Source organism: Devosia sp. Soil_C_22 (assembly GCF_057657195.1).
The window spans coordinates 864,160-889,018 of sequence record NZ_JBDGIY010000001.1; the positions used below are offsets into that span (position 1 = coordinate 864,160).

A 24,859-nucleotide genomic window follows, 5' to 3' on the forward strand; every position below is an offset into this window, starting at 1 on the left:
CTTCTGGCGGACACTAAGGTCAACAGTCTCGCCTGCGTGGTGTCTTATGCGCTTGAAGCAAATCATTGCACAGCCCAGCATTTTGCTATCGATTTTTCGGGCCACCGACTCGCTCAAGGGGCGAGCTGCAGTCGGAGCGTTCTGGAGCATAGTCGAACTCGGCATCGGCTATGTCCTGCGCCTAGCCAATAACTTGATCATGACTCGACTGCTTGTGCCAGAGGCCTTTGGCCTCATGGCGATGGTCACAACTCTGCAGATCGGCCTGACTCTACTCACCGACATCTCCATCCACCGTAGCATCGTGCAGTCGAAGGATGGCGGTACGCCGCTCTTTCTGCGGGTGGCATGGGTCGTACAAATCTTCCGCGGTCTGTCTATCGCGGGGCTCACAGTTGTCGCGAGTATCGCGATATGGCTGCTGGCACCGCGCTTCGCGCCCTCGGGTTCGATCTACGCGGACCCCGCATTGCCGGGACTGATCGCACTTTCCGCTATCTCCCTGATCACCAAGGGCCTGGAGTCGACCAACCAACTGCTGGCGGTACGTCAACTCCGCTTCGAACGGGTCGTGGCCCTAAACCTGTCGACTCAGGTGGTGACTTTGATCGCGATGATCGCGCTGGCCCTGATCGAGGCGAGCGTCTGGTCGCTGCTTCTCGGCATACTTGTCGGCTCGATCTTTCGCCTTGTCGTGTCGCATCTGATTTTCGAAGGCCCTGCGATGAGATTCGCGTGGGATCGCGACATAGCGACGGAGCTTTGGGTGTTCGGCCGCTGGCTGATCGTATCGTCGATGATCACCTTTGCTGCGGGCTACGCCGATCGCATCATCCTGGGCGGTCTACTGGATGCTCGGACCTTCTCCTATTACACCATCGCCAGCCTGTGGGTTGAGGCTGTCGTCGGGCTGATTGCCCTGTTGATCGATCGCGTCGGTTTCTCGTCGTTCGCGGAGACATTCCGCGATCGGCGGGAGCGGCTGACGTCCGTGTTTGGCAAGTTCTCTAAGTCGGTCGACCTAGCCTCGGCCGTGTTGTTCGCGCTTACACTATTCGTCCTGCCGGCGATGATCCGTATCCTCTACTCCGAGGACTACGCACACGCGGCCGCGCTCATCCCGGTGCTGTCGCTTGGAGTGCTCTGCGCCCGGTATAACCTGGGGGGAATCCTGGCGCTGAGTATCGGTGACAGTCGCACCACGATGTGGGCATCGGTACTCACCGCCACCTTCGTCTTCGTCGCGCTACCCATTGCCTATAACCTGTTCGGCCTGTCGGGCGCACTTCTAGCGATGGCATTGCGGGGCCTGGCTGCAGCCCCCCTGCTTGTTGCCCGCAAACGCGGGATTATTGGTCACGGTGCCGGCGTTGACCTTATTTGGCTGATTATTATTGCCTGCCTTGCCGCCTATCTCTACGCGACTTATGATTTGTAGTGGCTCTGTTGAGGCAGATAGCGGCGAATTGCTATTGCAGAACCGTAATACGATCCCGATGTGCAAAAGAGAGAGACGATGTCTACCCCTGTTTATCAGATCAACCCCGAAACTCTGCTGACCGATGTCGAGAGCACCCGGGCGACCGGAAAGACATATGCCGCGCAATATCAGGCGGCCGAGCCGTATAACCACATCTGCATCGACAATTTCATGCCTGAGGACGTTCTGAACCGGGTTATTGGCGATCTGTCAGTTCTCGAGACGCTCGATGCTGCATCCAGCTTCGATCGCGCTCAGGAGCGGCTGAAGAGCTCCTACATCCCGGAACGGCTGCCCAGCTACACCAAGAACCTGTTTTATGCCTTGAACGCGAAGCCATTCATCCTCTTCCTTGAAGAGATGACCGGCATTACCGGGCTGATCCCCGATCCCTACTTCATGGGCGCCGGGATTCACCGAACCCTGAATGGCGGCCACCTTGATATCCACGCCGACTTCAATCTGCACACGCACATGAATGTTGAGCGCCGGTTGAACGTCATCATCTACCTCAACCGCGAATGGCGCGAGGAGTGGGGCGGTTCGTTCGAGGTGTGGGACAAGCAGATGACCCGCAAGGAGGCCAGCTTTGTACCGCTCTTCAACCGTATGGTATGTTTCTCGACCGCTTCGGACACGTTCCACGGCAATCCCGAGCCGGTGAACAATCCGAACGGCGATCCGCGGCTTTCGATCGCGCTCTACTACTACACCGCCACCTGGGATGCTTCGCGCAAGTCGCATTCGACGCTGTTCAAGCCCCGCCCGGGCTCCAAGGATAAGGCAGATGTCGCGGTAGCGCGCAGCGCCTTCGTTCAGGACATCCTGCCGCCGATGCTCTACCGCAGGGTGGCGGGGGCCTTGCGGCGGGTTGGTCTGTAGTTCTCTGCCCGCGCGAAGCTTGCAGCCTGCCGCGGGGGCATCTCGGGCTTCGCCGGTTCCGGTGCGCGCAGCGACGCCCGGCTCATGATCGCGCCCGCCACCAGCCAGGTGACCGGTGTGAGCGTAGCATTCGGGATCAGGTCGATCAGGTTGGCTGCGAGGACAAGGCACAGCCCGCCCGTCGCGAGCGGTACCTCCCGGCGCCGGCCGCGGACGGCGAGGATGAAGATCGGCAGTGTCAGCAATCCGAACTGGGCGACATAGCCGAGCCACCCCGATGTCCCGATCGCGATGATCCAACTGCCGTCGGTTATGCTGATGTCCTTGCCGCTGTCGGGGTCATAGATGCGGGAACGGCCCCACCCTCCCCATCCAGCCAGCGGCTTCTCATTTGCGTGGGCCAGCAGGGCGTCCTCGTTTACCAACCGGACGTTGAACGATCCTGCTCGGTCGGCGCTGATCGATTCCGCCAGGGCCATGATCGTATCGACCGGAATGACGCCGGCGCCGCGCAGGGCCGGGTATGCGACGATCGTCGCCGCGACGACGGCCGCCACGATCAGCTGTGCCCGGACCCGCATGAGTGCCGCGACCGGCAGGAGGGCAATCGCGATCACCAGGGCGCCGAGGGAACGGCAGAGCACGATGGTGACGAGCAGCCAGCCGGCGGCTGCCAGCCACTTTGTCCTGCGTTGCAGTTGGACGCGGCTCAGCACGGCTGCGGCGAGCAGTCCCATCGCCAGGAACAGCACCAGCCAGAGCCCGCCCTGCAGGAAAGCCACCGGCCGAAAGCCCCCGTCCCGCATCGAGTGGATGAAGTCCGCGAACAGGAAGCCATAGACCCACCGGCTCAGCTGCGGGCTCATGCGAACTTCAACGAGGGCGAGCAGGGAGTATGCGAGCGCGGCGAGGCACAGGATCGTCAGCAACGTGACATGTTGTTTTTCGCCGCCGAGGTAGCGGCGCGCCAGCAGGTAAGGCAGGATGTAGATCAGCCCGGCCAACATCGCCGAAACGCCGTCGTAGGGGGTCAGACCCTGTATCCAGCGCACGCCCGAGACGAAGGGCTCGGCGTTCTGCATGGCCGTGACGAGCGGGCCGAGCACCATCCCTGCGAGAAGCAGCCATTCCAGCAGTCCGATCGGCGAACGCGGCGTTGCCATGTTCGCCTCCGCTGTAACGGATGCCTGCCGTCGGGAGCCCCATGACGGGGAGGCCGAGGCGGCCGCAGTGGCTGCAGCCGGCGCCGAGACCGTGCGGCGCACTGCGGGCAGGTCGCGGGACATCAAGGACAGGATCGCCGCGCAAAGCGCCGGGATCAGCGTCTTGTCCAGGGTGGGGATCATCGGCAGGTCGACGCCTGCGCCGGTTGGAAGCAGCAGGTATCCACCCACCACGGTCCAGATGAGCGCCGCCGGTCTCGGCAGCGCGCGAAACAGAAAGAACGCGACGACAGGCCAGGCAGCCAAGGCAAGATAGGCGAACGCGTTAGGCACGACAGCCATTTACCTTTGATATGAGGCGTCCCAGGGGTTATGCATCGGACGATAGTGTATTCGGCAACTTCATCACAGGCTCGACAACTGGTCCAGCGTCGCGTTTCCGAAGTGGATTTACGGTGAATCCTGCCCCATCGGCCGAAATCGCGGTGATCATTATCAACTACAATACTGCTGATCTTACGCTCCAAGCCATCGGGAGCGTTCTTGCCCGATCGCATGGTGGCCGGCAGATCGAACTGCATGTCGTCGACAATGCATCGCCCAACGGCGATGCGGATGTACTTGTAGCAGCGCTGGCCGAGCGCGGCTGGAGCTCCGAGGTGCAACTGCGCTGCGAGGCGCAGAACCACGGCTTCGGGCGTGGCAACAACCTTGTTCTCACCGAGCTGATGGAGCGCGCGGAACCGCCTGTCTACGCCTTCCTGCTCAATCCTGACGCGCGGCTGGACAACGAGGCTATCGGCATCCTCGCCGACTTTCTCGATGCCCATCCGGCGGCTGCCGCGGCGGGGGCGGGCATCGTGGGCCCGGATGGCGTCCGGGTCACTGCGGCCTTCCGCTTTCCTGGCATCGCCAGCACCTTCGCTTCGGCCCTGTGCTTCGGACCGGTGGATCGGCTCCTGCGCAGTTGGGAGGTACCCCTTCCCCCGGCGACGGGCACGCAACGCGTCGACTGGGTTTCCGGGGCAGCCGTCATGCTGCGCCTGTCGGCCGTCCGGGGTGCCGGCTACTTCGACCCGTCCTATTTCCTCTATTTCGAGGAGGTCGACCTGATGCAGCAGCTGACCCGGCAGGGCGGCGAGGTGTGGCATGTGAGCGAGGCGCGCGTGGTCCACGCGGAGGCCGCCGCCACTGGCGTGCAGCACGGGGCCTCTCGTCGACTACCCGCCTACTGGTACCATTCCTGGCAGCACTATTTCGAGAAGAACCGCGGTCGCGGCCCGGCCCTGCTTGCCGCAGTGGCCTGGTATGCAGGTGCGGCCGCCAATGCCGTCATCAGCCGGCTGCGCGGGCGGCCCGCCTACGCACCGAAGCGGTTCTACGGCGACTTCTGGCGGCTTGCCGTCCGGCCATTGCTGGGGCTTCGCCCCTTATCTCCGGACTGAGAGTGGGCAAGACCGAACGCCCCCGCTGTTCTATGCAAGGTAGCTCTTCACCATCGGTGTGATGACCTCGTCGATCATCTGCTTTCGGTCGCCCACGGGGGCCCAGCCGAGCTTGGCGTAGGCCTCGCTGGAATCGTAGCGGCTGCGATGGCTCTTGCAGGCCCAGTCGTGCAGCGTGGGCCAGCGGCGGTTCGGGTGGCGGATGGCGTTCTTGAGAGCCTCCTTGCCCAGGTCGGCCAGCCAGTGGAGCAGCGCAGATTTCTCGATCCGCTCGACCTTGCCCCCGCTCAGCGCCTCGAAGGTATCGACGTAATCCCGCGCGCTGAGAAGCGGCGGGCTGCTCAACACGAACTGCCGACCTTCGAGGTCGGGAGCGGAGACTGCGAGGGCAAGGGCTTCGGCCACGTCATCCACGGAGACGAGTGGAAGCATGTTCTTGCCATCTCCCCAGTACTCCACGCGGGTCTCGCTGGTGAACCGCCCGATGCCGAGATGCGCCGGTGAACTGCCCGGGCCGACGACAATGGCGGGGCGCATGATGATGAGGGGCAGGCCGATCCCCCGCAGCGCCGCCTCGCAGGCCGCCTTGGATCGGGCATAGTGATTGCGCCTGGCGATGTCGGGATCGAGCGGAGTGTCGCAGTCGATCACGGTGGCGGGATCGTCCGATGCGTATGAATCGATCGTGCCGGTATAAACGAAGCGACGAACGTCGGCATCCAGCGCAGCCTGTCCCAGAACCCTCGTTGGCTCGATGTCCCCGGTGACATAGTCCTCCCAGCGCTTGCCCTCGCACTTGGCGAGGTGGAAGACGGTGTCGACATCTGCGACGGCCTCGGCGGCAACAGCTGGATCACCGTGGGAGCCTGCCATGATTTCTACCGGCATTCCGGCGAACTGGAAGGCGGCGGCGTTGGCACTGCGAGACAGGATGCGTACGTGGTGCGCTCTGTGGCACAGTTTCTCTACCAGCTTCCGACCGATAAAGCCGCTGCCACCGACGACAAGGATGTCGGGCTTTCGGGCAATGCGCGGCATATCGGGCGCAACGGCGCGGGCGGCAGTTGGGCCGGTCCCAGCCTGGCTTGCGATGTGCTCACAGAGCTCGATGACCTCGAGAGCGAACCGGCCCCGGTGACGCGGATCGATGGTGGAGAGACCGCCTTCGTAAAAGCGGCGGATCGAGCGGAACACGGATGCCTCGAAAGGACCAGCATCGGGTTTTCTTCCGAGCGACTTCTTCAGGGCTGCGTAGAGCCCGCGACGCGATTGCTCGCTCAGCGTCCTTGCGGCTGCACGAGCGGTGCCGAAGACGTCCAGTATCGGATTGTCGGTAGTGGTCTTGTTGATCCAGCCGAAGTCCCGACCGAAATCATAGGTGAGGCTACCGCCCCGGCCCCGGACGCGGAGTACGCGCTCGGCTTGCCCCGGCTTGAGCGAGAGATTGATCGAGGCGCTCGCCGACGCGGCATGGCCGGCCGCGCGCCAATGGCGTGGCAGCGCGACCCCGTTGGGCACGCGGATAGTGTCGCTCGCGATCGCCATTTCGATCGTTGGCTTACCGATCAGGTCAACGAGGAAGGCGAGAGGATGCGGGGCAATCTCGAACAGCACATTGGCGGGAGCGGCCAGCATCCAATTGTCGAACGGGCCGAAGCGCAACTGCGGCAGATCGTAAAGCCAATCGACCGACACATCGTCAATGCGGCCGATCTCGCCGTTCTTGATGCGCGCGCGGAGTGCTTCGTAGCGCTCACCGAACAGGAAGTTGTGGTTGACCCCGACGTGGAGCCCGCGTGCTTCGGCCTCGTCGCACAGCTCGGCGCAGGAGGCGCTGTCTATGCCCATCGGCTTCTCAAGAAAGACGGACTTGCCCGCCGCGATCATCGCGCGCGCCGCCGCGATGTGATGGGCGGGCGGCAGCAGGATGTGCACGACGTCGCAATCGGACGCGGTCATGTCTTCCACCGATCCGCCGACATGGGCGAAGCCGTAAAGCTCGGCGGCCTGGCGGGCGCGGCCTATGGCAACGTCCGCCACCATGTGCAGCGAGCAATTGGGTAGCTGTGCGACGGCGGTGGCATGGGACTTGAGGATGTAGCCGGCGCCCAGCATGCCGACCTTGATGGGGCGTGTCGTCACGTGCTGACCAGTCATGCCTTTGCTTGCTTGTATTCGATGATCTTGATTTCACCGGTTAGGCGCCGCCAGAAATAGCGCAGCAGGCCGAGTGTGTTGGCAAATTTGGCATAAAGGCCGAAGCGGGCTCCGAGCCACGCATCCTGGGTAGAGGCGCCCCGCCGTCTGAAATGCCGGACCATGCGCCAAGCGAGATAGGGGTAGCCCAGAAGCAGGAGGAGCGAGAGGCCATGGGTTGGCCATGCCGGCAGCAAAGCTGCGATGGGAACGACGATTCCCCAGAACAGGGTGCTGAAGAACTCGCGCCTGCAATCCCGCACCGGGCTGCGGCCATGGAGCATGTAGCGCTCCGCAAGGGCGTGGCCGGCCCGCACGGAGCGCGTCCACCATTGCCGCAGGCTGGTAATGCCGGCGTCGTGCTCGGCCATGGGGCGGTCGATCTTTGTGACGATGCGTCCGGCCAGCGCCAGTCGTACGCCAAGCTCCGAGTCCTCGCCCGCGATCATACGCGGGTTGAAACCTCCAACACCCTGAAAGTCGCGGATGCGGGCGACCATGATGCCGCCGAGGTTGCCGTAATTGTCGATGTCGCCTGGCGCACTGGACCATTCCAATGCAGCGAGGCGAGAAAAGATGTTCTCCGGCGCAGGCTTCTCGACGAGATGGCCAATAACCACAGCGACGTCCGGGCGGGCGTTCATGGTGTATTGCGCATCTTCCAAAAAGCCGGGAAGGAGTTTGCAGTCGCCGTCGAGGAACAGCACATGCTCGAGCCCCGGATGGTGGGCGACAAGGGCCGCGAGGCCCTCGTTGCGCGCACGAGCGGCCGAAAGCGGAACTTGAGGATCCAACTCCAGCACATGATCAGCCAGCCGGCCACCGATGGTGACACTGTCATCGCTTGAGGCGCTGTCCACATAGATCACAGGCAGCCCCGCCATATGCACTGACTGCAGTGCTTCAGGCAGGCGTTGCGCCTCGTTGCGTCCGATGACAACTGCACCCATCAGCGCGCCCGGGGACTCGCGTGCCGAACGTTCCGTCACAAGCGCCATCTCTTTCCAGATCTTGTGTCTTGGATACACATGCGCTCACCCACGCAGACTTGTTGCAAGTCGCGCGGCCTCTTTCGTCACGTCGAACTCTGCTTCCACCTTCATCCGGCCCGCCGCGCCCATGCGCGCACAGAGCGCGGGATCCGACAGCAGCGAACCAAGCTTCGTGCTCAAGTCTGCAACATCGCCCGGCGCCGTGACGAAGCCCGACACTCCATGCTCGACCAGTTCCTGCACGCCCGCGACGCGGCTTGCGATCACCGGCAGACGGCTCGCCATGGCTTCCATCAGCACCACCGGCACGCCCTCGGCGAAGCTGGGCAGGACCAGCATATCGGCCTGCTCGAGGATTTCGGCGACGGCCGGTTGGCTCTGGTAGCCGAGGAACGTCACCGCATCGGCAAGACCCAGCGCTACCGCCCGGGCCTCGAGCCGCGCCCGGTCCGGGCCGTCGCCGACAATGGCAAGGCTGAGATCGGGATGGGCGGCCCGCACATTCGCAACCGCCTCGAGCAGCAGCGGGGCGCCTTTCACCGCCGCGAGCCGGCCGATGAACAGGATGTGCTTGCCGTAGGCGCCGCGCGGGCGCTGTCCATAGTTCGCCGGCGTAACGCCGCAATGCACGATCGCCAGCTTGTCCCAGTGCGCCTCGTCCGAAAACAGCATCACCTGCGAGCGGGCAAAGTGGCTGATGCAGGCGACGAAGCGGGCGCGGGCCACCTTCTCGCCGGTGCTGTTCTCGAGGGGGGCCAACAGCTCGTCCGGCCCGTGCACCGTAAAGCTGTAGCTTGGCCCGCCCAGCTCGCGGCACAGCATGGCGACCGTGGTGGCATTGGTCGAAAAATGTGCGTGGAGGTGGCTGATGCCATCGCGCTCGGCCAGGCGGCGCAGCACGGTGGCCTCGGCGAAATAGGCGAAATGCTTGATCACGCGCCCGCGCGCGTTGCCGATCAGCCGCAGCGTCAGCCCCAGCGCCTTGAGGAAGCGGGCAGGGGACCGGAGCAACTCGCGCACGAGGCTGGTGAAGATACGTGCGCGATCGGTGAGCAGATATTCGGTCTTGGCCTGCTCGGCCCGGTCGCCGGCATCGACCAGCTGCCCGCTCCAGGGCCGGATGGCGTAGCGTCTTATCGTGGTCCCCTGGCTTTCCAGGGCCTGGATTTCCCGGCCGATGAAGGTCGTGCTGACCAGCGGGTAGGTATTCATCAGATAGCCGATCGTCATCTGGCAGCGTGCCTCGCCGCTGCGTTGCCCGCGGTTCGCCTCATCTGCCGCGGCTCCATGCCGTATCGGTCGGCCGGGCCCGGACCAGCAGGCGCACGAGGCCATAGACGACAAAGCCGACCGGCTCTCGCACCGCGATGCCCATGAGCTCGTCGATGCCGAGCTTCCGCTTGGGGTCGTTGGGGCGCAGGCCGGGATAGAGTCGGTACACCTCCTCGACGCCGGCATCCTGCCGCCGCCGCACGCGGACCAGGTTGCGCAACCCTTCGACCATCGGCCAGGTGTAGCTGGACGCGACTTCGATCCGCTCTTCGGGCGCAAAGCTCAGACGAACGAAGTTGTCGTCGGCGATGATCGACGGAAAGGTGCTCCAGCGATAGCGGCCGGCGGCGTTCACGGCAAACAGCCCGGCGCCGGTGCCGCCGTCGCTGGCAAAGGGCAGCATCGACCACAGCCGGCCATAAGCGCGTGTTACCCAGCTGCGGGCAGGGGCTACGATCAGTCTGCCGGTCGCATAGGCCGGGGCCTCTCCGGCCAGCGCTGTGCGAAGCCGGCCGATCATGTCCTCGGCACAGACGACGTCGGCGTCGAGATAGATGCGGATCGGCGCAGCCACCAGTTCGTCGGCGCGGTTGAGCGCCGCCGCCTTGCCCGGCTCGGGACTGGACTGGCACAGCAGGTCCCAGCCCCGCGCCTGCGCAGCGGCGGCCAGCGACCGCACGATCTCCTCCGTCCGGTCGGTGCAGGCATTGGCCGCAACGATGATCTGCAGGCGCCCTGCGGCCTCGTCCTGCGACAGCAGCGCCATGAGGCAGCCAGCAATGTAGCTCTCTTCGTTGTTGGCCGGAATGACGATGGCGGCATCGAACGCCGGTTGCGCCGCTGTTTCCTTCAATTCCCCCGCCGACGACGAGAAAAGCGTGTCTCGATGAACGATCATCCTCGCCTCGTGGCTACGAACAACTGTCGAGCGACACGAATTCGCGCGCCGCGCCCAGTTGTCAAATGAAGATTGACTGTATCGTAACCATGCGGGTCGCCATCGACATCTGGCTCGACGCGACCGCCGCCGCCGCTGGTCCCCATGGCCGCTATGGCATGCCGTTCCGTCGGCGCTCCCCATCGCCAGACGAGGTCTGCGGAGGTGCCGCTGTTGCGGTGCCCGACGGTTGTCCGCGCCAGCAAGAAGACTGTCGTTCGGAGGGGAATGCGCCCACGATCCGCAGATAGACTGTCGTCTTCTTGGAGTGCGCGCATCATGTCTGACGTGTCGTTGAGAGAGGCAAATCGATGTCACAGAGAATACGTGCTGGTACGATTATGAACAGAGGAAAGGCGCGAAACGCGCGAAATGCGGAAAGCCAATACGGTATTAAAACGTGAATGGTGCGGTAAATTCACTATAGACACCAAGTTCGCTTGTGGCTTAACAATTTCTTAAGGATGGTCTCCGGGGCGGCGCTTGGAGTTTTAGGGCTTGCGAACCGGAAATGCGTGCTGAGACGTCGTTTTGTCTGTTTAACGTCACCATTGCCAAACGGGATGTGCTGTTGTTCGACCTCGAAGGTCGGGTAAAGGCCAATCGCGGTTTCGGCGTCGTCACTAAAAATCTCGATCACATCGTCAAGCTGCGGCGCGACCCGGAGTTCCGTCTCGCCTACGCGCGGCAGAGCCATGTCGTGGCCGACGGCAATCCGGTCGTGTGGTTGCACCGCCTGGCCGGCCGGCCCGTCGAGCTGATTACCGGTTCGGATCTGGTGGACCCGCTCATGCAGCTGGCCCAGCGCCAGAAGGTGCCGGTCGCCTTCTTCGGCTCCAGTCCGGCAGCGCTAGAGGAGGCGGCCAGGCAACTCGTTGCCCGCTATCCCGGTCTCGAGATCGTCGCTTGCATTGCGCCGGCCGTGGGCTTTGACGCCGCCGGCGCCGAAGCCGAGCGAGCCATCGCCCAGATCGCCGCATCGGGTGCGCGGCTCTGCCTGACCGCGCTCAGCGCGCCCAAGCAGGAGCTGTTCACGGCGCGTGCCATGGATCGGCTGCCGCACTGCGGCTTCGTCGGGGTAGGGGCCGGGCTCGATTTCATCGCCGGCACACAGCGCCGCGCGCCGCTATGGGTGCGGCGCCTGGCGCTGGAGTGGCTGTGGCGCCTCGCCGGCGACTACCGCCGCCTCGCCGGGCGCTATCGTGAGTGCGCCCTGATCCTGCCGGAGCTGGTGGTCGATGCCTTGCGCGAGCGCTTCAGCCATCGACCGGCCGCCGGCCGCACTCCGGCTGCCGAGTTTCGCGTCACAGCGCGGCCCATCGAGCCGGTAGAGAGCGGCAAATGACCACCATTCGCGACACCAACACCAGGCTGCCTGGCCTCGCGGCGTTTCAGGGCTGGGGCATCTACTGGCTGCTGCTCTCCATCATTGGCGCCGCGGTCTACTTCCAGACCGGTGTGATCGCCTTCGTGGAAGGCTGGGGCACGCCCGAGTATAGCTACGGTCCGCTCGTCCCGGTGCTGTCGGCCTATATGTTCCTGCGCCAGTTGCGCGACATGCCCGCCGACCTGGGACCCGTCACCGATCGCGGCCCGGGCATCGCCGTCCTCGCCTTCGCGCTGCTGCTCGGCGGCATCGGCCGCATGGTGCAGATCTCCGATTTCGTCGCCTACGCCATCATCCTGTGGGTCGCGGGCACCGTGCTGGTCTGCTTCGGCTGGCGCGTCGGCAAGCAGTTCTGGCCGCCGGTGCTGCACCTGGTATTCATGCTGCCGCTCCCCGGCGTGCTGTATTACGGTCTGTCGACCTACCTGCAGGGCGTTTCCTCCGAGTTGGGCGTGTTCTTCCTGCAGGTCCTGCAGGTGCCGGTGCTGCTCGATGGCAATATCATCGACCTCGGCGTCTACAAGCTCCAGGTCGCCGAAGCCTGCTCGGGACTGCGCTACCTGTTCCCGATCCTGAGCTTCTCGTATTTCTTCTCGACGCTCTATCGCGGCCCGTTCTGGCACAAACTGGTGCTGCTGGTTGCCGCCGGACCGATCACCGTGCTGATGAATTCGGTGCGCATCGCCATCGCCGGTGTAGTCGTCAATCACTACGGCACCGCCTTCGTCGAGGGGCTCAGCCACTTCCTCGAGGGCTGGGTGATCTTCATCGTCTGCATCCTGCTGCTCTTCGCGCTGACCTGGGCGCTGCTGTTCTTCCGCCGCCCGCGGCAGGGCCTGGTGCAGGCCCTCGATCTCGACATGGACGGGCTCTGGCAGCAGGCAACCCGCATCCGCCGGCTCGAGGCGGCGCCCGCCCTTGTCGGCGCCGCCCTGCTCGTCTCGCTCGCCGCCCTCGCCTGGCAGGTGATCCCGCCGCGGCCGCTGGCCGTGGTCGAGCGCCAGTCCTTCGCGCTGTTCCCACGCGAGCTCGGGCAGTGGACGGCCGGGCCGGCCCAGCGCCTCGATGCAGAAACGGTGCGCGTGCTGGCCGCCGACGACTATTATGCCGCCCGCCTGACCGGCGCCGGCAGGGCTGCACCGGTGGACCTGTTCATGGCCTACTATAAAGACCAGCTGCGCGGCGGCACCCACTCGCCCACCGATTGCCTGCCGGCCGCCGGCTGGGAGATCGCCAGCCTCGAGGAAGTGGAAACCCAGGCTGGCGCGGGCGCCGGGCCGTTCACGCTCAACCGCGCCGTCATCCGCAAGGGTCTCGAACAGATGCTGGTCTACTTCTGGTACGAGCAGCAGGGCGAGCGCACCTCGTCCTCCTACTATGCCAAGCTTCTGCTCACCTGGTCCAAGGTCACCGACGGCCGCAGCGACGGCGCCCTCGTACGGCTGATCACCCCGATCGGCCAGGATGAACCGATGGAAGCCGCCGAAGCCCGACTACAGGACGCCGTCCGCAGCGTCATCGCCCCTATCGACCGCTTCGTGCCGGGGGCGTGACGGCAGCGGCTTCGGCGGCGCTAAGGTAACTGCCTTACCTATGCGCGTCGGGTAGGCGTCGCTATGCCGTTAGCCCCGGCGGATCGGTCGCGCTGGAATGCCCACTACCGTTTCGCCCGGCGGCACGTCCTCTATCACCACCGCATTGGCGCCGACGACGGCATGGTCGCCGATGGTGATGGTGCCGATGATTTTGCCGCCTGCGCCGATATCGACGTGGCCGCCCAGGGTTGGCCCGCCTGCCAGCGTGACCTGCTGGAACAGCAGGCAGTTCGGCCCGATGCGCGAAGCGGGATGGATAACGATGCCATTGGGGTGCGGGATCAGCAGACCGCCGCCGATGTCGGTGATCAGCGGGATTTCGGCGCCTGTCACCACCGACCAGAACCGGTGCTGCAGTACCGCGATGCGCTTGAGCAGCGCATGCCAGGGCGTCCGTCGGCCGGCGCACCGCTGATAGCGGCGGATGCTGGCCAGCAGCGAGCGCGACGGCGCCCACTGAAAGAAAGTCTTCGCCTCGCGCGACCAGTCGGGCTCGCTCGCCGACACAATCGTTCCAGCCGGCTCGGACGTTGGCTGCATCAGTTCATTCCTGGCGGCGCTGTGATTCACAGTTGAACCAGGCAATCCGATTGCCGCGTGCAAGTCCAGCGCGCCGCGGTGGGCACGGGGATCCGTCGGCAGCTACACCCCACTGCCGCTCAGGAATTCGCGGCGGATCGTCAGCCACAGGATCTTGAGATCGAGCAGGACCGAGAAATTCTGGATATAGGCTACGTCATGGTCGATGCGGGCGCGCGCCAGTCCCGGATCATCCGTGGGGCCGCGCAGGCCATTCGCCTGGGCCCAGCCGGTTACGCCCGGTCGCATCCAGTAGCGATACTCGTAGTGGGGCACGAGTTCCCGGTAGTCCCGTCCCGCGGCCTGCATGCCTTCGACATGTGGGCGCGGACCGACTAGCGACATTTCCCCCGAGACGACGTTGAACAGTTGGGGCAGTTCGTCGAGGCTGGTCTGGCGCAGGAAGCGGCCAAGCGCGGTGACGCGGTTGTCGCCCACCGTGGTCTGCCGGATGCCCGAGGCATCCTCGCGCTCGACATACATGGTCCGGAACTTGATCATCAGGAACTGGCGACCACCCAGGCCCGGACGCCGCTGGTAGAAGAAGACCGGGCCGCGGCTGGTCAGCTTGATCGCGATTGCGATGGCGATGAGCAGCGGGGAGAGCATGAGAATCGCGAGCGGCGCGGCGATGGCATCGAGCACGCGCTTCAGCGCCAGTTGCCGGCGCCGCTCGCCGGTCAGCGGCGCTACGGCCGGTTGGCCTGAATCGAACAGCGCCGGCAGACCGTTCTGGTACGCGAGGGTGCTCCCACCGTGCATAAGGTGGGCATCGGCAAGATATCGTGAGCGCCGGAGTTTCGGCCTGCGACTGAAATTTGAAACATATGTCACGTTGCGACACCGAATATCAGCAGACAAAACGGCCAAACGCAGCTGCCGCGACTGCAATTTGAAGCCAACACCTCACATTTTAACAAATTAGTAACCGAAGGAAAGCCCATATCGACAATTGTGAGCGATCATATCGTTCCAGTTTGAAGATGACGTCTTGCTGATATCGGTGTATTTCTTCACGTCCGGTCTGGGGCTTGCGTCAGCACGCCGGCGTCCGATGCCGCTAGAGACACGGGCGGGCGCCCCAGACCGGACCGACCAATCGCCATGTTAGGCATGCCGCCACGCGTCGGTCGCCGCTTCCCTCGCCGCGCGATATATGCTGATGGGTGGCGCTATGCTCGGATCGCTCGCAGAAGGGTCGTGTCTTGCCGACGTCTCCATCGCCAATCTTTCTTGTCCGCGGAGCCCGCTAGACACATGACCATCCTGGTGACCGGCGGTGCCGGCTTCATCGGCTCCAACTTCGTGCTCGACTGGCTGGCCGCGAGCGACGAGCCTGTGGTGACGCTCGACGCGCTGACCTATGCCGGCAACCGCGGCAACCTCGCGCCGCTCGAGCGCGACCAGCGCCACAGCTTCGTCCATGGTTCGATCGGCGACGCCCCATTGGTGGCCGGGCTGCTGCGCACCCACCGCGTGCGTGCCGTCATCAATTTCGCCGCCGAGAGTCACGTCGATCGTTCGATCTCGGGTCCCGCACCGTTCTTCGAAACCAACGTGATGGGCACGCTTGCCCTGCTCGAGGCGATCAAGGCCTATCTAGCGGAGATCGAGCCGGCCGAGCGCGACGCGTTCCGCTTCCTCCATGTCTCGACCGACGAGGTCTACGGCACGCTGCGGCCCGATGATCCGCCCTTCGCCGAGACCAACCCGTATAGTCCCAATAGCCCCTATGCTGCTTCCAAGGCCTCGTCGGACCACCTCGTCCGCGCCTATCGCGAGACCTTCGGGCTGCCGGTGCTGGTCACCAACTGCTCCAACAATTATGGCCCGCTGCAGTTTCCCGAAAAGCTGATCCCGCTGGTGATCCACAATGCGCTAGCCGGCAAGCCGCTGCCCATCTATGGCGATGGCCTGCAGGTGCGCGACTGGCTCTATGTCGGCGATCACTGCGCCGCTTTGCGCCGCGTGCTCGAAGCCGGGGCGCCGGGCGAGACCTATAATATCGGCGGTGACAACCAGCAGACCAATATCGAGGTGGTCCGCACCATCTGCGCCTTGCTGGATGCCAAGAGCCCCAGGGCCGATGGCACCAGCTATGCGAGCCAGATCACCTTCGTGACCGACCGGCCGGGGCACGACCGGCGCTATGCCATCGACGCGCGCAAGATCGAGCGCGAGCTCGGCTGGCGCCCGGCCGAGACCTTTGCACGCGGCCTCGAAAAGACCGTCGACTGGTATCTGGGCAATTCTAGCTGGGTCGCCGACGTCACCAGCGGCGCCTACCGCGACTGGGTGCGGAGGCAATACGGATGAGGCTCCTCGTTCTCGGCCGCGACGGCCAGGTCGGCACGGCGCTGACCGAAATTCTCGCGCCACTCGGCACCATCGTCGCCCTCGGCCGCACCGGCGCGGATCTCTCGCGTCCCGAAACGCTGGCAGCGATCATTGAGCGCGAGCAGCCCGACATCATCGTGAATGCCGCGGCCCACACCGCCGTCGACAAGGCCGAGAGCGAGCCCGAGCTGGCCCGGGCCGTCAATGCCACCTCGCCGGGTGTGCTGGCCGAGGCGGCTGCGAAGACCGGCGCCTGGCTGATCCACTACTCCACCGACTACGTCTTCGACGGGAGCAAGTCCGCCCCCTATGTCGAGACCGACCCGACCGCTCCCCTCAACGTCTACGGCGAGACCAAGCGGGCCGGCGAGGAAGCGATCGAGGCAGTCGGCGGCAATCACCTCATCTTCCGCACCAGCTGGGTGCACGCGCCGGGTGGCAACAACTTCATCGCCAAGATGTTGAGCCTCGCCCAGTCGCGCGAGGAGTTGCGCGTCATCGACGACCAGGTCGGCGCCCCGACCAGCGCGCGGCTCATCGCCGAAATCACCCGGCAGGCCATCGTTCGCATCGCCGACGAGCGCCCGATCCCCGCCGGCACCTACCACCTGACCGCCGCCGGCGAGACCAGCTGGAACGGCTACGCGCGCTATGTCATCGGCCAGGCGCTGGAGCGCGGGGTGACGCTGAAGGCTGGCCCCGACAAGGTGCTGCCCGTGCCGTCGTCGGCCTTTCCAACGCCGGCCCGCCGGCCGCTCAACTCGCGGCTCGATACACGCAAGCTGCGCGAGGCGCTTGGCGTCGAGTTGCCGCTCTGGCAGGAGGATGTGATGGGGACGCTGAACACCGTCATTCCGGAGCGCATCACATGAGCGCGCGCCGCGGCATCATCCTCGCCGGCGGCGCCGGCACGCGCCTGCACCCGGCGACGCTGACGGTCTCCAAGCAACTGCTGCCCGTCTACGACAAGCCGATGATCTACTACCCGCTGTCGACGCTGATGCATGGCGGCATGCGGGAGGTGCTGGTCATCTCGACCCCCGACGACCTACCACGCTTCCGCAACCTGCTCGGCGATGGCAGCCAGTGGGGCATGACGCTGAGCTATATCGTGCAGCCCAGCCCGGACGGCCTGGCCCAAGCCTTCGTTCTTGGTGCCGATTTCGTCCGCGACCGCCAGTCGACCCTGATCCTGGGCGACAACATCTTTTTCGGCCACGATCTCAGCAAGCTGCTCGACAAGGCCAGCGCGCGTGAACGCTGCGCCAGCGTCTTCGCCTACCACGTCAACGATCCCGGCCGTTACGGCGTGGTCGAGTTCGGCGGCAACGGCGTCGCAGTCTCTATCGAAGAAAAGCCGGTGGTTCCAAAGTCGAACTACGCGGTGACCGGCCTCTATTACTACGACGAGAACGTGGTCGAACTGGCGCGCGGCCTGAAACCCTCGGCGCGCGGCGAGTATGAGATCACCGACCTCAACCAGCTCTACCTTGACCAGGGCCTGTTGCATGTCGAGCTGATGGGGCGCGGCTTTGCCTGGCTCGATACCGGCACGCATGACTCCCTGCTCGAGGCCGGCCAGTTCATCGCTACGCTGGAAAAGCGCCAGGGTTTCAAGGTCGCCTGCCCCGAGGAGATCGCCTGGCGCAACGGCTGGATCGATGATGCCCAGCTCGAAAGACTAGCCGAGCCGCTAAAGAAAAGCGGCTACGGCACCTATCTCCTGCAACTGCTACGTGAGGGCCGCTGATGCAGGCAACTGCGCTCGATATCTCCGGCCTGTTCGTGTTCGAGCCGCGCGTCTTCGCCGACGATCGCGGCAGCTTCTTCGAGAGCTTCAACGAGCAGCGCTTTCGCGAGGCGACGGGCTTTGCCGGCCAGTTCGTGCAGGACAATCACTCGACCAGCCACAAGGGCGTGCTGCGCGGCCTCCACTACCAGCTGCCGCCGCATGCGCAGGGCAAGCTGGTGCGGGTGGTCTCCGGCGCCGTGTACGACGTTGCCGTCGATCTGCGGCCCGGCTCACCCAGCTTCGGAAAATGGGCCGGCGTCGAGCTCAGCGCCGCCAACCACCGCCAGTTCTGGATACCGGGTGGCTTCGCGCACGGCTTCCTCGCTCTCGAGGATGATACCCAGTTCCTCTACAAGACCACCGACTTCTGGCATGCCGCTTCCGAGCGTTCGCTGAAATGGGATGATCCGGCGCTTGGCATCGACTGGCCGCTCTCGGTCCCGCCGATCCTGTCAGGCAAGGACGCCGCCGCGCCGCGCTTCGAGCAAGCCGAGCTCCCGGCCGAGTAGGGCAGGGCGCCTGCTCGCGACTCCATACGATGCCAAAGAAACTGCCCCGATCGCCAGTCAGGCGGCCGGGGCGGCAGGTATGTCGAAACGGTGCGGGCGGTTATGCGCTCGCCATGTCCTTGCGCTTTGCGCGCTTCATCGCGAACAGCCCGACAAGGCCGGCGCCGAGCATCAGGCCGGCCGCCGGCAGCGGCACGGGCGCGATGCTCACGAGGTTCTGGCTCTTCTGCCTCCATGTCCGGCCGTCCTTCACCAGGTCGGTCGACTCGTAGAACACGAGCTGGAAGGCGTTGACCGCCGTCTTCGTCAGGTTCCCCAGGAAGGTGTTGGCATAGGTTCGTGCAGCGGTGTTGTTGGCCTCGAAGCGGCCATCGTTCAGGCTGTAGCCATAGGATGGCTTCTCGTAGACCAGCTCCCACAATGCGAGCTGGAAGCCGGCCGATTGGTTGGCGTCGGCCAGGTTGAGCGTCCCGTAGGTCGTATTGAACAGCTTCAGGATATTGTCCAGGCGGAAGTCGGCGATGTCGCCGCTGGTATTCGCGAACGGATTGGTCGTGATCGCATACTGCGACGGCAGCGTCAGGTCATGCATGATATCGAGGCACCAGGCCACAAAGCTGGTGGCCGGGGTCGGGACCTGCGTCGTCGACAGGTCGAAGCCGCCCGCCCGGACGGACTTGTAGTAGTCCTCGGTCGAATACTCGATGCGGACCACGGCGTTGCCGTTGTCGCCGAAAGGCGTCGATGGATCGACCTGGTATAGGGTAGCGGCGGACGCGGTGCCTGCTCCGCCAAGGAGCGTCAGGGCAGCGGCCGCGAGAACTGCGCAGATTACTTTTGCCATCTTAACAACCGGTTAACTACGCGCCGCACACCTCCACTAGGGCAAATCGGCGGCCATGACAACTGTTGTTGTGACGAAAACCGGTCCAGATGTTCTGCATAGGTTAAGATCAATGCTGTTGTTCAGGTGGGAAGCGTTCGATGGAAGCGCGGAAGCCGACATCGGGGAAGCAATTCATGGGAGAGTTTTTCTTTAGCTCCCGCCGGTGGGAGCATCGAGACCGTAACGTGCGGAAAGCAGAATCTCCCTGGCAGAGACGCTCACTGTACACAGGAGCAGTCACGCGATTGTCTGTGATCTCTCTGCCTGGAGTGCGTCAATTGGTGTGTCATTGTTGTCACGTCGAATTCTGTATTGTGGCCCCAAGTGACAGCAGGTGAGCGGAGAGTGAACAGAATAACTATTGACTCGGAAAGTATGCGTTGGTTTATAAATGGTGTACGCGGCAGTAGGCAGAAACCGCTTGGTGGCAGCACCGGGCGCGCAGACGAGGAGTTATCCGATGAAGACATTCCTGGTTGGCCTGGTCGCCGGCGTGTCGATGGCGCTTGCCGCGTCTTCGGCCATGGCTGTTCCGACCGCCACTATCAACACGACCCCCGACTACGCTGCGTTGGCAGCGTACTCGACCAGTACCGGCGGTGGCACGTTCTCCGTCGATCCTGCGACGGTATTCACCGCGAGTGACGACGGCATTGTTCGCTCTCCCTTCGAGGGTGGAGGCGTCGGCTCCCCCGGCTTTTATGCCGCCGGTCCGCTGCCTGCGACAGCGCCCAATCCGGCGGTGCTCAGCTTCTCATCGCTGATGAGCTCGTTCAGCTTCCTGTGGGGCTCTCCCGACGAGTACAACGAGATCACGTTCTACAACGGGGCTTCGGCGGTTGGTACGCTGGCGAGCTTCCTTGGCCCTGTGCCGGGCCTGTTCACCGGTGCCGGTGCTGTCTTTGTCTCCGTGACCGACATCCTGTTCGACCGGGTCGAGTTCTTCTCGGACGAGCAGCAGGCCATCGAGTTCGCCAGCATCAGCGCTGTTCCGATCCCAGCCGGTCTCCCGCTGCTCGGCGCGGGCGTGGCGCTGCTCGGCTATCTTGGCATGCGCCGCAAGCGTAACGCCGCTACGGCTGCCTGATCGCATCAACGAGAACAGTTAACGAGGGGACTCGCTTCGGCGGGCCCCTTTGTTATTCTGATGTTGGCCGATCGAATAAAGGAATACCTCGGAGTTCCTCCCGTCATGTGCAGAGACCGGGAGAAAAACAGAAATTTGAGTTCTGTCGATCACATTTTCAGCGTTAACTCTTTCTGTCGCTTTTCTCCCAAATGTTGTCTGAATCTGGCACGAAGGGTTAAAGCCGTAGTGGCGTGGCGCGTGTATCGAGAGGGCCGCCGGATGTTTGCCTTTCCGTTGTTTGTTCGACCTGCCGCCATCGCTCTATTGGCTCTGGCTATGCTGCCGCTCGCGGGCTGCAGTTCCGCCGAGGATCGGGCCCGGTCGCATTTCGAACGCGGTCAGGAACTGGTCAGCCAGGGAGATGCGGTCCGTGCGAGCCTCGAGTTCCGCAACGCTCTTCAGCTGCGAGCCACATATCCGGACGCGCTGCTCGCCCTGGCCAAGGTGCAGGAGCAGCAGGGCGCCTACGCCGATGCGGCCCGCAGCTTCATGACCGTCGCCGAGCAGGCGCCCACCAATGTCGAAGCCCGGATCAAGCTGTCCTACATCCTCGTGGCTGCCGGGCAGCTGGATGAAGCGGACAAGTACATCAAGGAGGCCGCGGCGCTCGCCGCCACGGATCCGGCTGTGCTCGTCGCGCAGGCCACTATGGCCATCAAGCGCGGCAATCGTGCCGAAGGCGTAAAGCTCGCCGAGACGGCCTTCGCGGCCGATCCCCAGTCCGTCGATGCACTGATGGTCCTCGCCTCCGAGCGGCTGCTCGACGAGGACCCGGCGGGCGCGCGCGGCTATCTCGACAAGGCCCCAGCCGACAGCGACAGCAATCTGGGCCTGCAGATCATGAAGCTCGCCGCGCTCGAGGCGCTCGATGATCAACCGGCCGTCGAGGCCCTTTTCGTCAAGCTCAATGCCCAGTTCCCCGACAACGCGACGTTCCGTGACGGTCTGGTGCGCTGGTATCTCGCCAAGGAACGGAGCGACGATGCCGAGCGGGTCATCCGTCAGCACGCCGCCGCCGAGCCTTCCGACGACCAGGCGCAACTGACGCTCGCCGCGTTCCTCGCGTCGTTCCACGGCAACGACAAGGCCGTGGCCGACCTCGAGGCCGCGATCGCCGAACGCACCAGGGCCAGCGGCGATACTTATGCGCTGCGCGTGGCGCTGGCCCAGCTCAAGCTGCAGTCGGGGCAGGCGACAGCGGCAGTAGATCTCATGCAGTCCGTCGTTGACGAAACGACCGATGCCAAGAAGCGCGATCAGGCCCGCGTCCAGCTGGCTCGCATGTTCACCATGGAGAGCCGGAACGACGAGGCCGAGGCCATGATGGACACGGTGCTCACCGAGGATGCGCGCAATGTCGAGGCCCTGAGTGTGCGTGCCTCGCTGCGGCTGCTCAAGGGCAACACCACCGACGCCATCGCCGATCTGTTGCAGGCCCTCAACGAGGCGCCGGACAATGCCACCCTGCACGGCCTGCTGGCCGAGGCCTATGAGCGCGACGGCTCGGTCGTCCTCGCCGAGGAGCAGTATTCCAAGGCGCTCGACCTCACCCAGTACGCGGCGCAGACCGGCCTGCCCATCGCTCAGTTCTTCCTGCGTTACGGCAAGACCGATCAGGCACTGCGCGCGCTCGAGCTCATGCAGCAGCGCGAGCCGCAGAACCGCGCGGTGCTCAACCTCCTCGCCCAGCTCAAGCTGTCGACCGAGGATTGGACCGGCGCCCGGCAGATCGCCGAAACTCTGCGGCAACTGGGCAACGATCCCAACACTCCCGATGCCGATCGCATCGCCGCCGCCGCGCTCATCGGCGCCGGCCGTGCGGGTGAAGCGATCGCGCTGCTGCAGGACGCCATCGCTAACGGTAGCAGCCAGGCCGTCCTCCTGCCGCAGTTGATCACCGCCTACATGCGGGACAACCAGCCGGACGGCGCGCGCGACTATCTGCTTGGCATCCTCGAGGAGCATCCGGACGATATCCGGGCCCGGACCTTGCTGGGCTCGGTCTACTCCGACCAGGGGCAGGCGGACCTCGCGGAGGCAGCCTTCCGGGCAGCCGCCGACATCCAGCCCGGTCTCGAAGGCGAAACGGCCCTCGCCAACTATTATCTGTCAGTCGGCAAGTCCGAGGCCGCCCAGGCGGTCGTGACCGCCGGTCTGGAGCAGGATCCCGCCAGCTGGGCGCTGCAGCAGATGCAGGCCAATCTCGATATGCGGGCGCAGCGCTTCGATGACGCGATCGCGGTGTACGAGAAGCTCTACGCCCAGGACCAGACCGTGCTCAGCGTCGCCAACGATCTGGCGAGCCTGCTGTCGGAGCGTCGCAACGACCCGGCCTCGCTGCAGCGCGCCTTCGAGATCGCCCAGCGCCTGCGCGGTTCGGAAGTCCCGCAATACCTCGATACGCTCGGCTGGATCTATTACCTGCGCAGCGAGTACGACGCGGCGCTGCCGCTGCTGCGCAACGCCGCCAACCGGCTGACCGATAATCCGCTGATCCACCTCCATCTCGGCATGACCTACAGCGCCCTCGGGCAGAAGGACCTGGCACAGGCCAGCCTGGAGCGCGCGCTGTCGATCAAGCCGGCTTTGCTGGAGGCGGATGCCGAAAAGGCGAAGGCGGCACTTCGGACCCTGGGGGATGGGGATGCGGCAGAGGTTGTGCAGAAGAGTTGATGTGAGAGGCCGACGATGGAATCCCAGTTCGACTTGCGCCGCTATCTGTCGGTTCTCCGGCGGCGTTGGCCCTATCTCGTCCTGCCCGCGATCGGCATCGCGCTGGCCAGCATAGCCTTCGCCTACACCGCCGCCCCGCAATATGAGGCGAGCGCCACGATTCTCGTTGAGTCCCAGCAGATCCCGACCGATCTGGCCTCGCCCACCGTCACCTCCGACGCGGCCGAGCGTATTCGCGTCATCGAGCAGCGCCTGCTGGCGCGCGACAACCTGCTCGAGATCGCGGGCAAATACTCGCTCTACCAGTATCTGGGACCGGCCTTGTCGCCGACCATCATCGTTGACAACGTTCGCCGTGCCATCCGTATCGCCCAGATCGATACGGTCGCCAACAGCAGCAGCAACCGGGTGGTGGGCTTCACCGTCAAGTTCCAGTATCGCGACGCAACCACCGCGGCACGCGTCACCAACGAACTGGTGACCTCGATCCTGTCGCACAACGTCGAATCGCGCCTCAGCCGCGCCTCCGAGACGGCGTCGTTCTTTGCCAACCAGAAGAACAAGCTCGAGGGGGACCTCGCCAAGCTCGAGCACGAGATCGCCGAGTATAAGCGCTCCAACGAGGCCGATCTGCCCGAGACGCTGACCGTCCGTCGCGAGCAGCTGATGCAGCTGCGGCTGCAGATGGGCGAGATCGACCAGAAGGTCCGCGAGCTCACCGCCGCCGCGGCGGGCGGCAGCTCGACCATCGGCGACGACAGCGGCGTGAAGCAGCTTTCCTTCACCCTGCAGGCCAGGGAGCTCGAGCTCGACGATTTTCGCCTCCAGCGCGACGAATTGGTGCCGCTGGCGGAAAAGGGCTTCGTGCCGTCCAACCGCATGCGCGACCTCGATCGCCAGATCGCGGTGGCCGAGCTCGATATCCAGTCCATCAAGTCGCAGATCGAGGATCGTGGCGGGCTGGTCGAAGGCAACGAGCAGATCAAGCTGCTGCAGACTCAGCGCGCCGAGGTCGAGACCGAGGCGAATGCGCTCAACGAGAGCATCCTGCGCACGCCCATGGTGCAGGTCAGGCTCAACTCCATGGAGCGCAACTACGACACGCTGCAATCCGAGTATAAGCAGGCCCAGGCCAAGCTCGAGGACGCGCAGGTGGGCGAGCGGCTGGAGCAGGATCGCCAGTCCGAGCGCTTCGAGGTGATCGAGCAGGCGACCGTGCCGGACGAGCCGACCAGTCCCGACCGGCCCAAGATCATGATCGCCGGCATGGCGAGCGGCCTCGCCGCCGGCGCCGGTCTCGTCATCCTGCGGCAGCTGCTGGATCGCAGCGTCTATTCCGCCGCCGACATCGAAAAGGCGCTGCAGCTTCGCCCCATCGCCGTCGTGCCTTACGTCGTCACCCGCCGGGAGAAGCGCGGCACACGGCTGCGGCTCATTCTTGGCGTCGCCCTCGCCATCGCCGCGGTCTCGTTGGCCCTCTATCTCGTGGATACCTACTATCTGCCGCTCGATCTCCTCGCGGAGCGCCTCTGGGAGCGGATGCACGGCTGGCTCGCGGCACGCGGGCTGATCCGGTGATCGCCACCTATCAGCGGAGCGCATGAC

The 24,859-nt window shown here is 64.6% G+C and carries 20 protein-coding genes; 12 read left to right on the forward strand and 8 right to left on the reverse strand.

Annotated elements, in window-relative coordinates; all coding sequences use genetic code 11:
* The first annotated feature begins 52 nt into the window (after positions 1 to 52).
* Both AC3A6I_RS04045 and AC3A6I_RS04050 read left to right on the forward strand, forming a co-directional pair.
* Complete coding sequence (locus tag AC3A6I_RS04045; RefSeq protein WP_487541902.1) at positions 53 to 1,438, forward strand: oligosaccharide flippase family protein; 1,386 nt, start codon at positions 53 to 55, stop codon at positions 1,436 to 1,438.
* Between the two features lie 78 nt (positions 1,439 to 1,516).
* The gene (locus tag AC3A6I_RS04050) at positions 1,517 to 2,362 is read left to right on the forward strand and encodes a 2OG-Fe(II) oxygenase (protein WP_487541903.1); all 846 of its coding nucleotides are present in this window, start codon (positions 1,517 to 1,519) and stop codon (positions 2,360 to 2,362) included.
* On the opposite strand, the gene AC3A6I_RS04055 is transcribed toward AC3A6I_RS04050, so the two are convergent.
* A complete protein-coding gene (locus AC3A6I_RS04055) occupies positions 2,320 to 3,867 on the reverse strand; it encodes a hypothetical protein (protein ID WP_487541904.1) in 1,548 nt (515 codons plus the stop codon). The genes AC3A6I_RS04050 and AC3A6I_RS04055 overlap by 43 nt on opposite strands.
* 143 nt (positions 3,868 to 4,010) lie before the next feature.
* On the opposite strand from AC3A6I_RS04055, the gene AC3A6I_RS04060 reads away from it, so the two are divergent.
* Positions 4,011 to 4,970 carry a glycosyltransferase gene (locus AC3A6I_RS04060; protein WP_487541905.1) on the forward strand — a complete coding sequence of 320 codons (960 nt, stop codon included), beginning with the start codon at positions 4,011 to 4,013 and terminating at the stop codon, positions 4,968 to 4,970.
* Positions 4,971 to 5,000: 30 nt separating this feature from the next.
* Here AC3A6I_RS04060 and AC3A6I_RS04065 read toward each other — a convergent pair whose 3' ends face one another.
* From AC3A6I_RS04065 to AC3A6I_RS04080, 4 genes are read right to left on the reverse strand one after another with little or no spacing between them, the layout of a single operon-like run.
* On the reverse strand, positions 5,001 to 7,127 hold the full coding sequence (locus tag AC3A6I_RS04065) for an NAD-dependent epimerase/dehydratase family protein (protein WP_487541906.1): 2,127 nt from the start codon (positions 7,125 to 7,127) through the stop codon (positions 5,001 to 5,003).
* Complete coding sequence (locus AC3A6I_RS04070) at positions 7,124 to 8,164, reverse strand: glycosyltransferase family 2 protein (protein ID WP_487541907.1); 1,041 nt, start codon at positions 8,162 to 8,164, stop codon at positions 7,124 to 7,126. Before AC3A6I_RS04070 ends, AC3A6I_RS04065 begins: the two co-directional genes overlap by 4 nt.
* A 36-nt stretch (positions 8,165 to 8,200) precedes the next feature.
* Positions 8,201 to 9,388, reverse strand: a complete 1,188-nt coding sequence (locus tag AC3A6I_RS04075) for a glycosyltransferase family 4 protein (protein ID WP_487541908.1) — start codon at positions 9,386 to 9,388, stop codon at positions 8,201 to 8,203.
* A 40-nt stretch (positions 9,389 to 9,428) separates the two neighbouring features.
* Positions 9,429 to 10,328 (reverse strand): glycosyltransferase, encoded by a 900-nt coding sequence (locus AC3A6I_RS04080; protein WP_487541909.1) that lies wholly within the window; start codon positions 10,326 to 10,328, stop codon positions 9,429 to 9,431.
* 589 nt (positions 10,329 to 10,917) lie between these two features.
* On the opposite strand from AC3A6I_RS04080, the gene AC3A6I_RS04085 reads away from it, so the two are divergent.
* Both AC3A6I_RS04085 and xrtD read left to right on the forward strand, forming a co-directional pair.
* Positions 10,918 to 11,712, forward strand: a complete 795-nt coding sequence (locus AC3A6I_RS04085; protein ID WP_487544979.1) for a WecB/TagA/CpsF family glycosyltransferase — start codon at positions 10,918 to 10,920, stop codon at positions 11,710 to 11,712.
* Positions 11,709 to 13,307, forward strand: coding sequence for a VPLPA-CTERM-specific exosortase XrtD (gene xrtD / locus AC3A6I_RS04090; protein ID WP_487541910.1), 1,599 nt, complete (start codon positions 11,709 to 11,711; stop codon positions 13,305 to 13,307). Before AC3A6I_RS04085 ends, xrtD begins: the two co-directional genes overlap by 4 nt.
* A 69-nt stretch (positions 13,308 to 13,376) precedes the next feature.
* Here xrtD and AC3A6I_RS04095 read toward each other — a convergent pair whose 3' ends face one another.
* Positions 13,377 to 13,889: a serine O-acetyltransferase gene (locus AC3A6I_RS04095; RefSeq protein ID WP_487541911.1), complete on the reverse strand. Its 513-nt coding sequence runs from the start codon at positions 13,887 to 13,889 to the stop codon at positions 13,377 to 13,379.
* Between the two features lie 102 nt (positions 13,890 to 13,991).
* Complete coding sequence (locus tag AC3A6I_RS04100; RefSeq protein WP_487541912.1) at positions 13,992 to 14,690, reverse strand: sugar transferase; 699 nt, start codon at positions 14,688 to 14,690, stop codon at positions 13,992 to 13,994.
* 495 nt (positions 14,691 to 15,185) lie between these two features.
* Here AC3A6I_RS04100 and rfbB point away from each other — a divergent pair, with 495 nt between their 5' ends.
* Genes rfbB through rfbC form a run of 4 tightly spaced genes read left to right on the forward strand, consistent with a single transcriptional unit; the run spans position 15,186 to position 18,566 of the window.
* Positions 15,186 to 16,244, forward strand: a complete 1,059-nt coding sequence (gene rfbB, locus AC3A6I_RS04105) for a dTDP-glucose 4,6-dehydratase (RefSeq protein ID WP_487541913.1) — start codon at positions 15,186 to 15,188, stop codon at positions 16,242 to 16,244.
* A complete protein-coding gene (rfbD, locus tag AC3A6I_RS04110) occupies positions 16,241 to 17,137 on the forward strand; it encodes a dTDP-4-dehydrorhamnose reductase (RefSeq protein WP_487541914.1) in 897 nt (298 codons plus the stop codon). Before rfbB ends, rfbD begins: the two co-directional genes overlap by 4 nt.
* On the forward strand, positions 17,134 to 18,015 hold the full coding sequence (gene rfbA, locus AC3A6I_RS04115) for a glucose-1-phosphate thymidylyltransferase RfbA (RefSeq protein WP_487541915.1): 882 nt from the start codon (positions 17,134 to 17,136) through the stop codon (positions 18,013 to 18,015). The genes rfbD and rfbA overlap by 4 nt, the downstream gene beginning before the upstream one ends.
* On the forward strand, positions 18,015 to 18,566 hold the full coding sequence (rfbC, locus tag AC3A6I_RS04120; RefSeq protein ID WP_487541916.1) for a dTDP-4-dehydrorhamnose 3,5-epimerase: 552 nt from the start codon (positions 18,015 to 18,017) through the stop codon (positions 18,564 to 18,566). The genes rfbA and rfbC overlap by 1 nt, the downstream gene beginning before the upstream one ends.
* Before the next feature lie 100 nt (positions 18,567 to 18,666).
* Here rfbC and AC3A6I_RS04125 read toward each other — a convergent pair whose 3' ends face one another.
* On the reverse strand, positions 18,667 to 19,410 hold the full coding sequence (locus AC3A6I_RS04125; RefSeq protein ID WP_487541917.1) for a VPLPA-CTERM sorting domain-containing protein: 744 nt from the start codon (positions 19,408 to 19,410) through the stop codon (positions 18,667 to 18,669).
* Between the two features lie 502 nt (positions 19,411 to 19,912).
* Between AC3A6I_RS04125 and AC3A6I_RS04130 the strand changes: the two genes are divergently transcribed.
* The 3 genes from AC3A6I_RS04130 (at position 19,913) to AC3A6I_RS04140 (ending at position 24,832) form a co-directional block, all read left to right on the forward strand.
* Complete coding sequence (locus AC3A6I_RS04130) at positions 19,913 to 20,539, forward strand: Npun_F0296 family exosortase-dependent surface protein (RefSeq protein ID WP_487541918.1); 627 nt, start codon at positions 19,913 to 19,915, stop codon at positions 20,537 to 20,539.
* Positions 20,540 to 20,857: 318 nt separating this feature from the next.
* Entirely contained in the window at positions 20,858 to 23,254 is a 2,397-nt protein-coding gene (locus tag AC3A6I_RS04135) for a tetratricopeptide repeat protein (RefSeq protein WP_487541919.1), read from the forward strand.
* 15 nt (positions 23,255 to 23,269) lie between these two features.
* Positions 23,270 to 24,832 carry a GumC family protein gene (locus tag AC3A6I_RS04140; RefSeq protein ID WP_487541920.1) on the forward strand — a complete coding sequence of 521 codons (1,563 nt, stop codon included), beginning with the start codon at positions 23,270 to 23,272 and terminating at the stop codon, positions 24,830 to 24,832.
* Positions 24,833 to 24,859 lie beyond the last annotated feature (27 nt).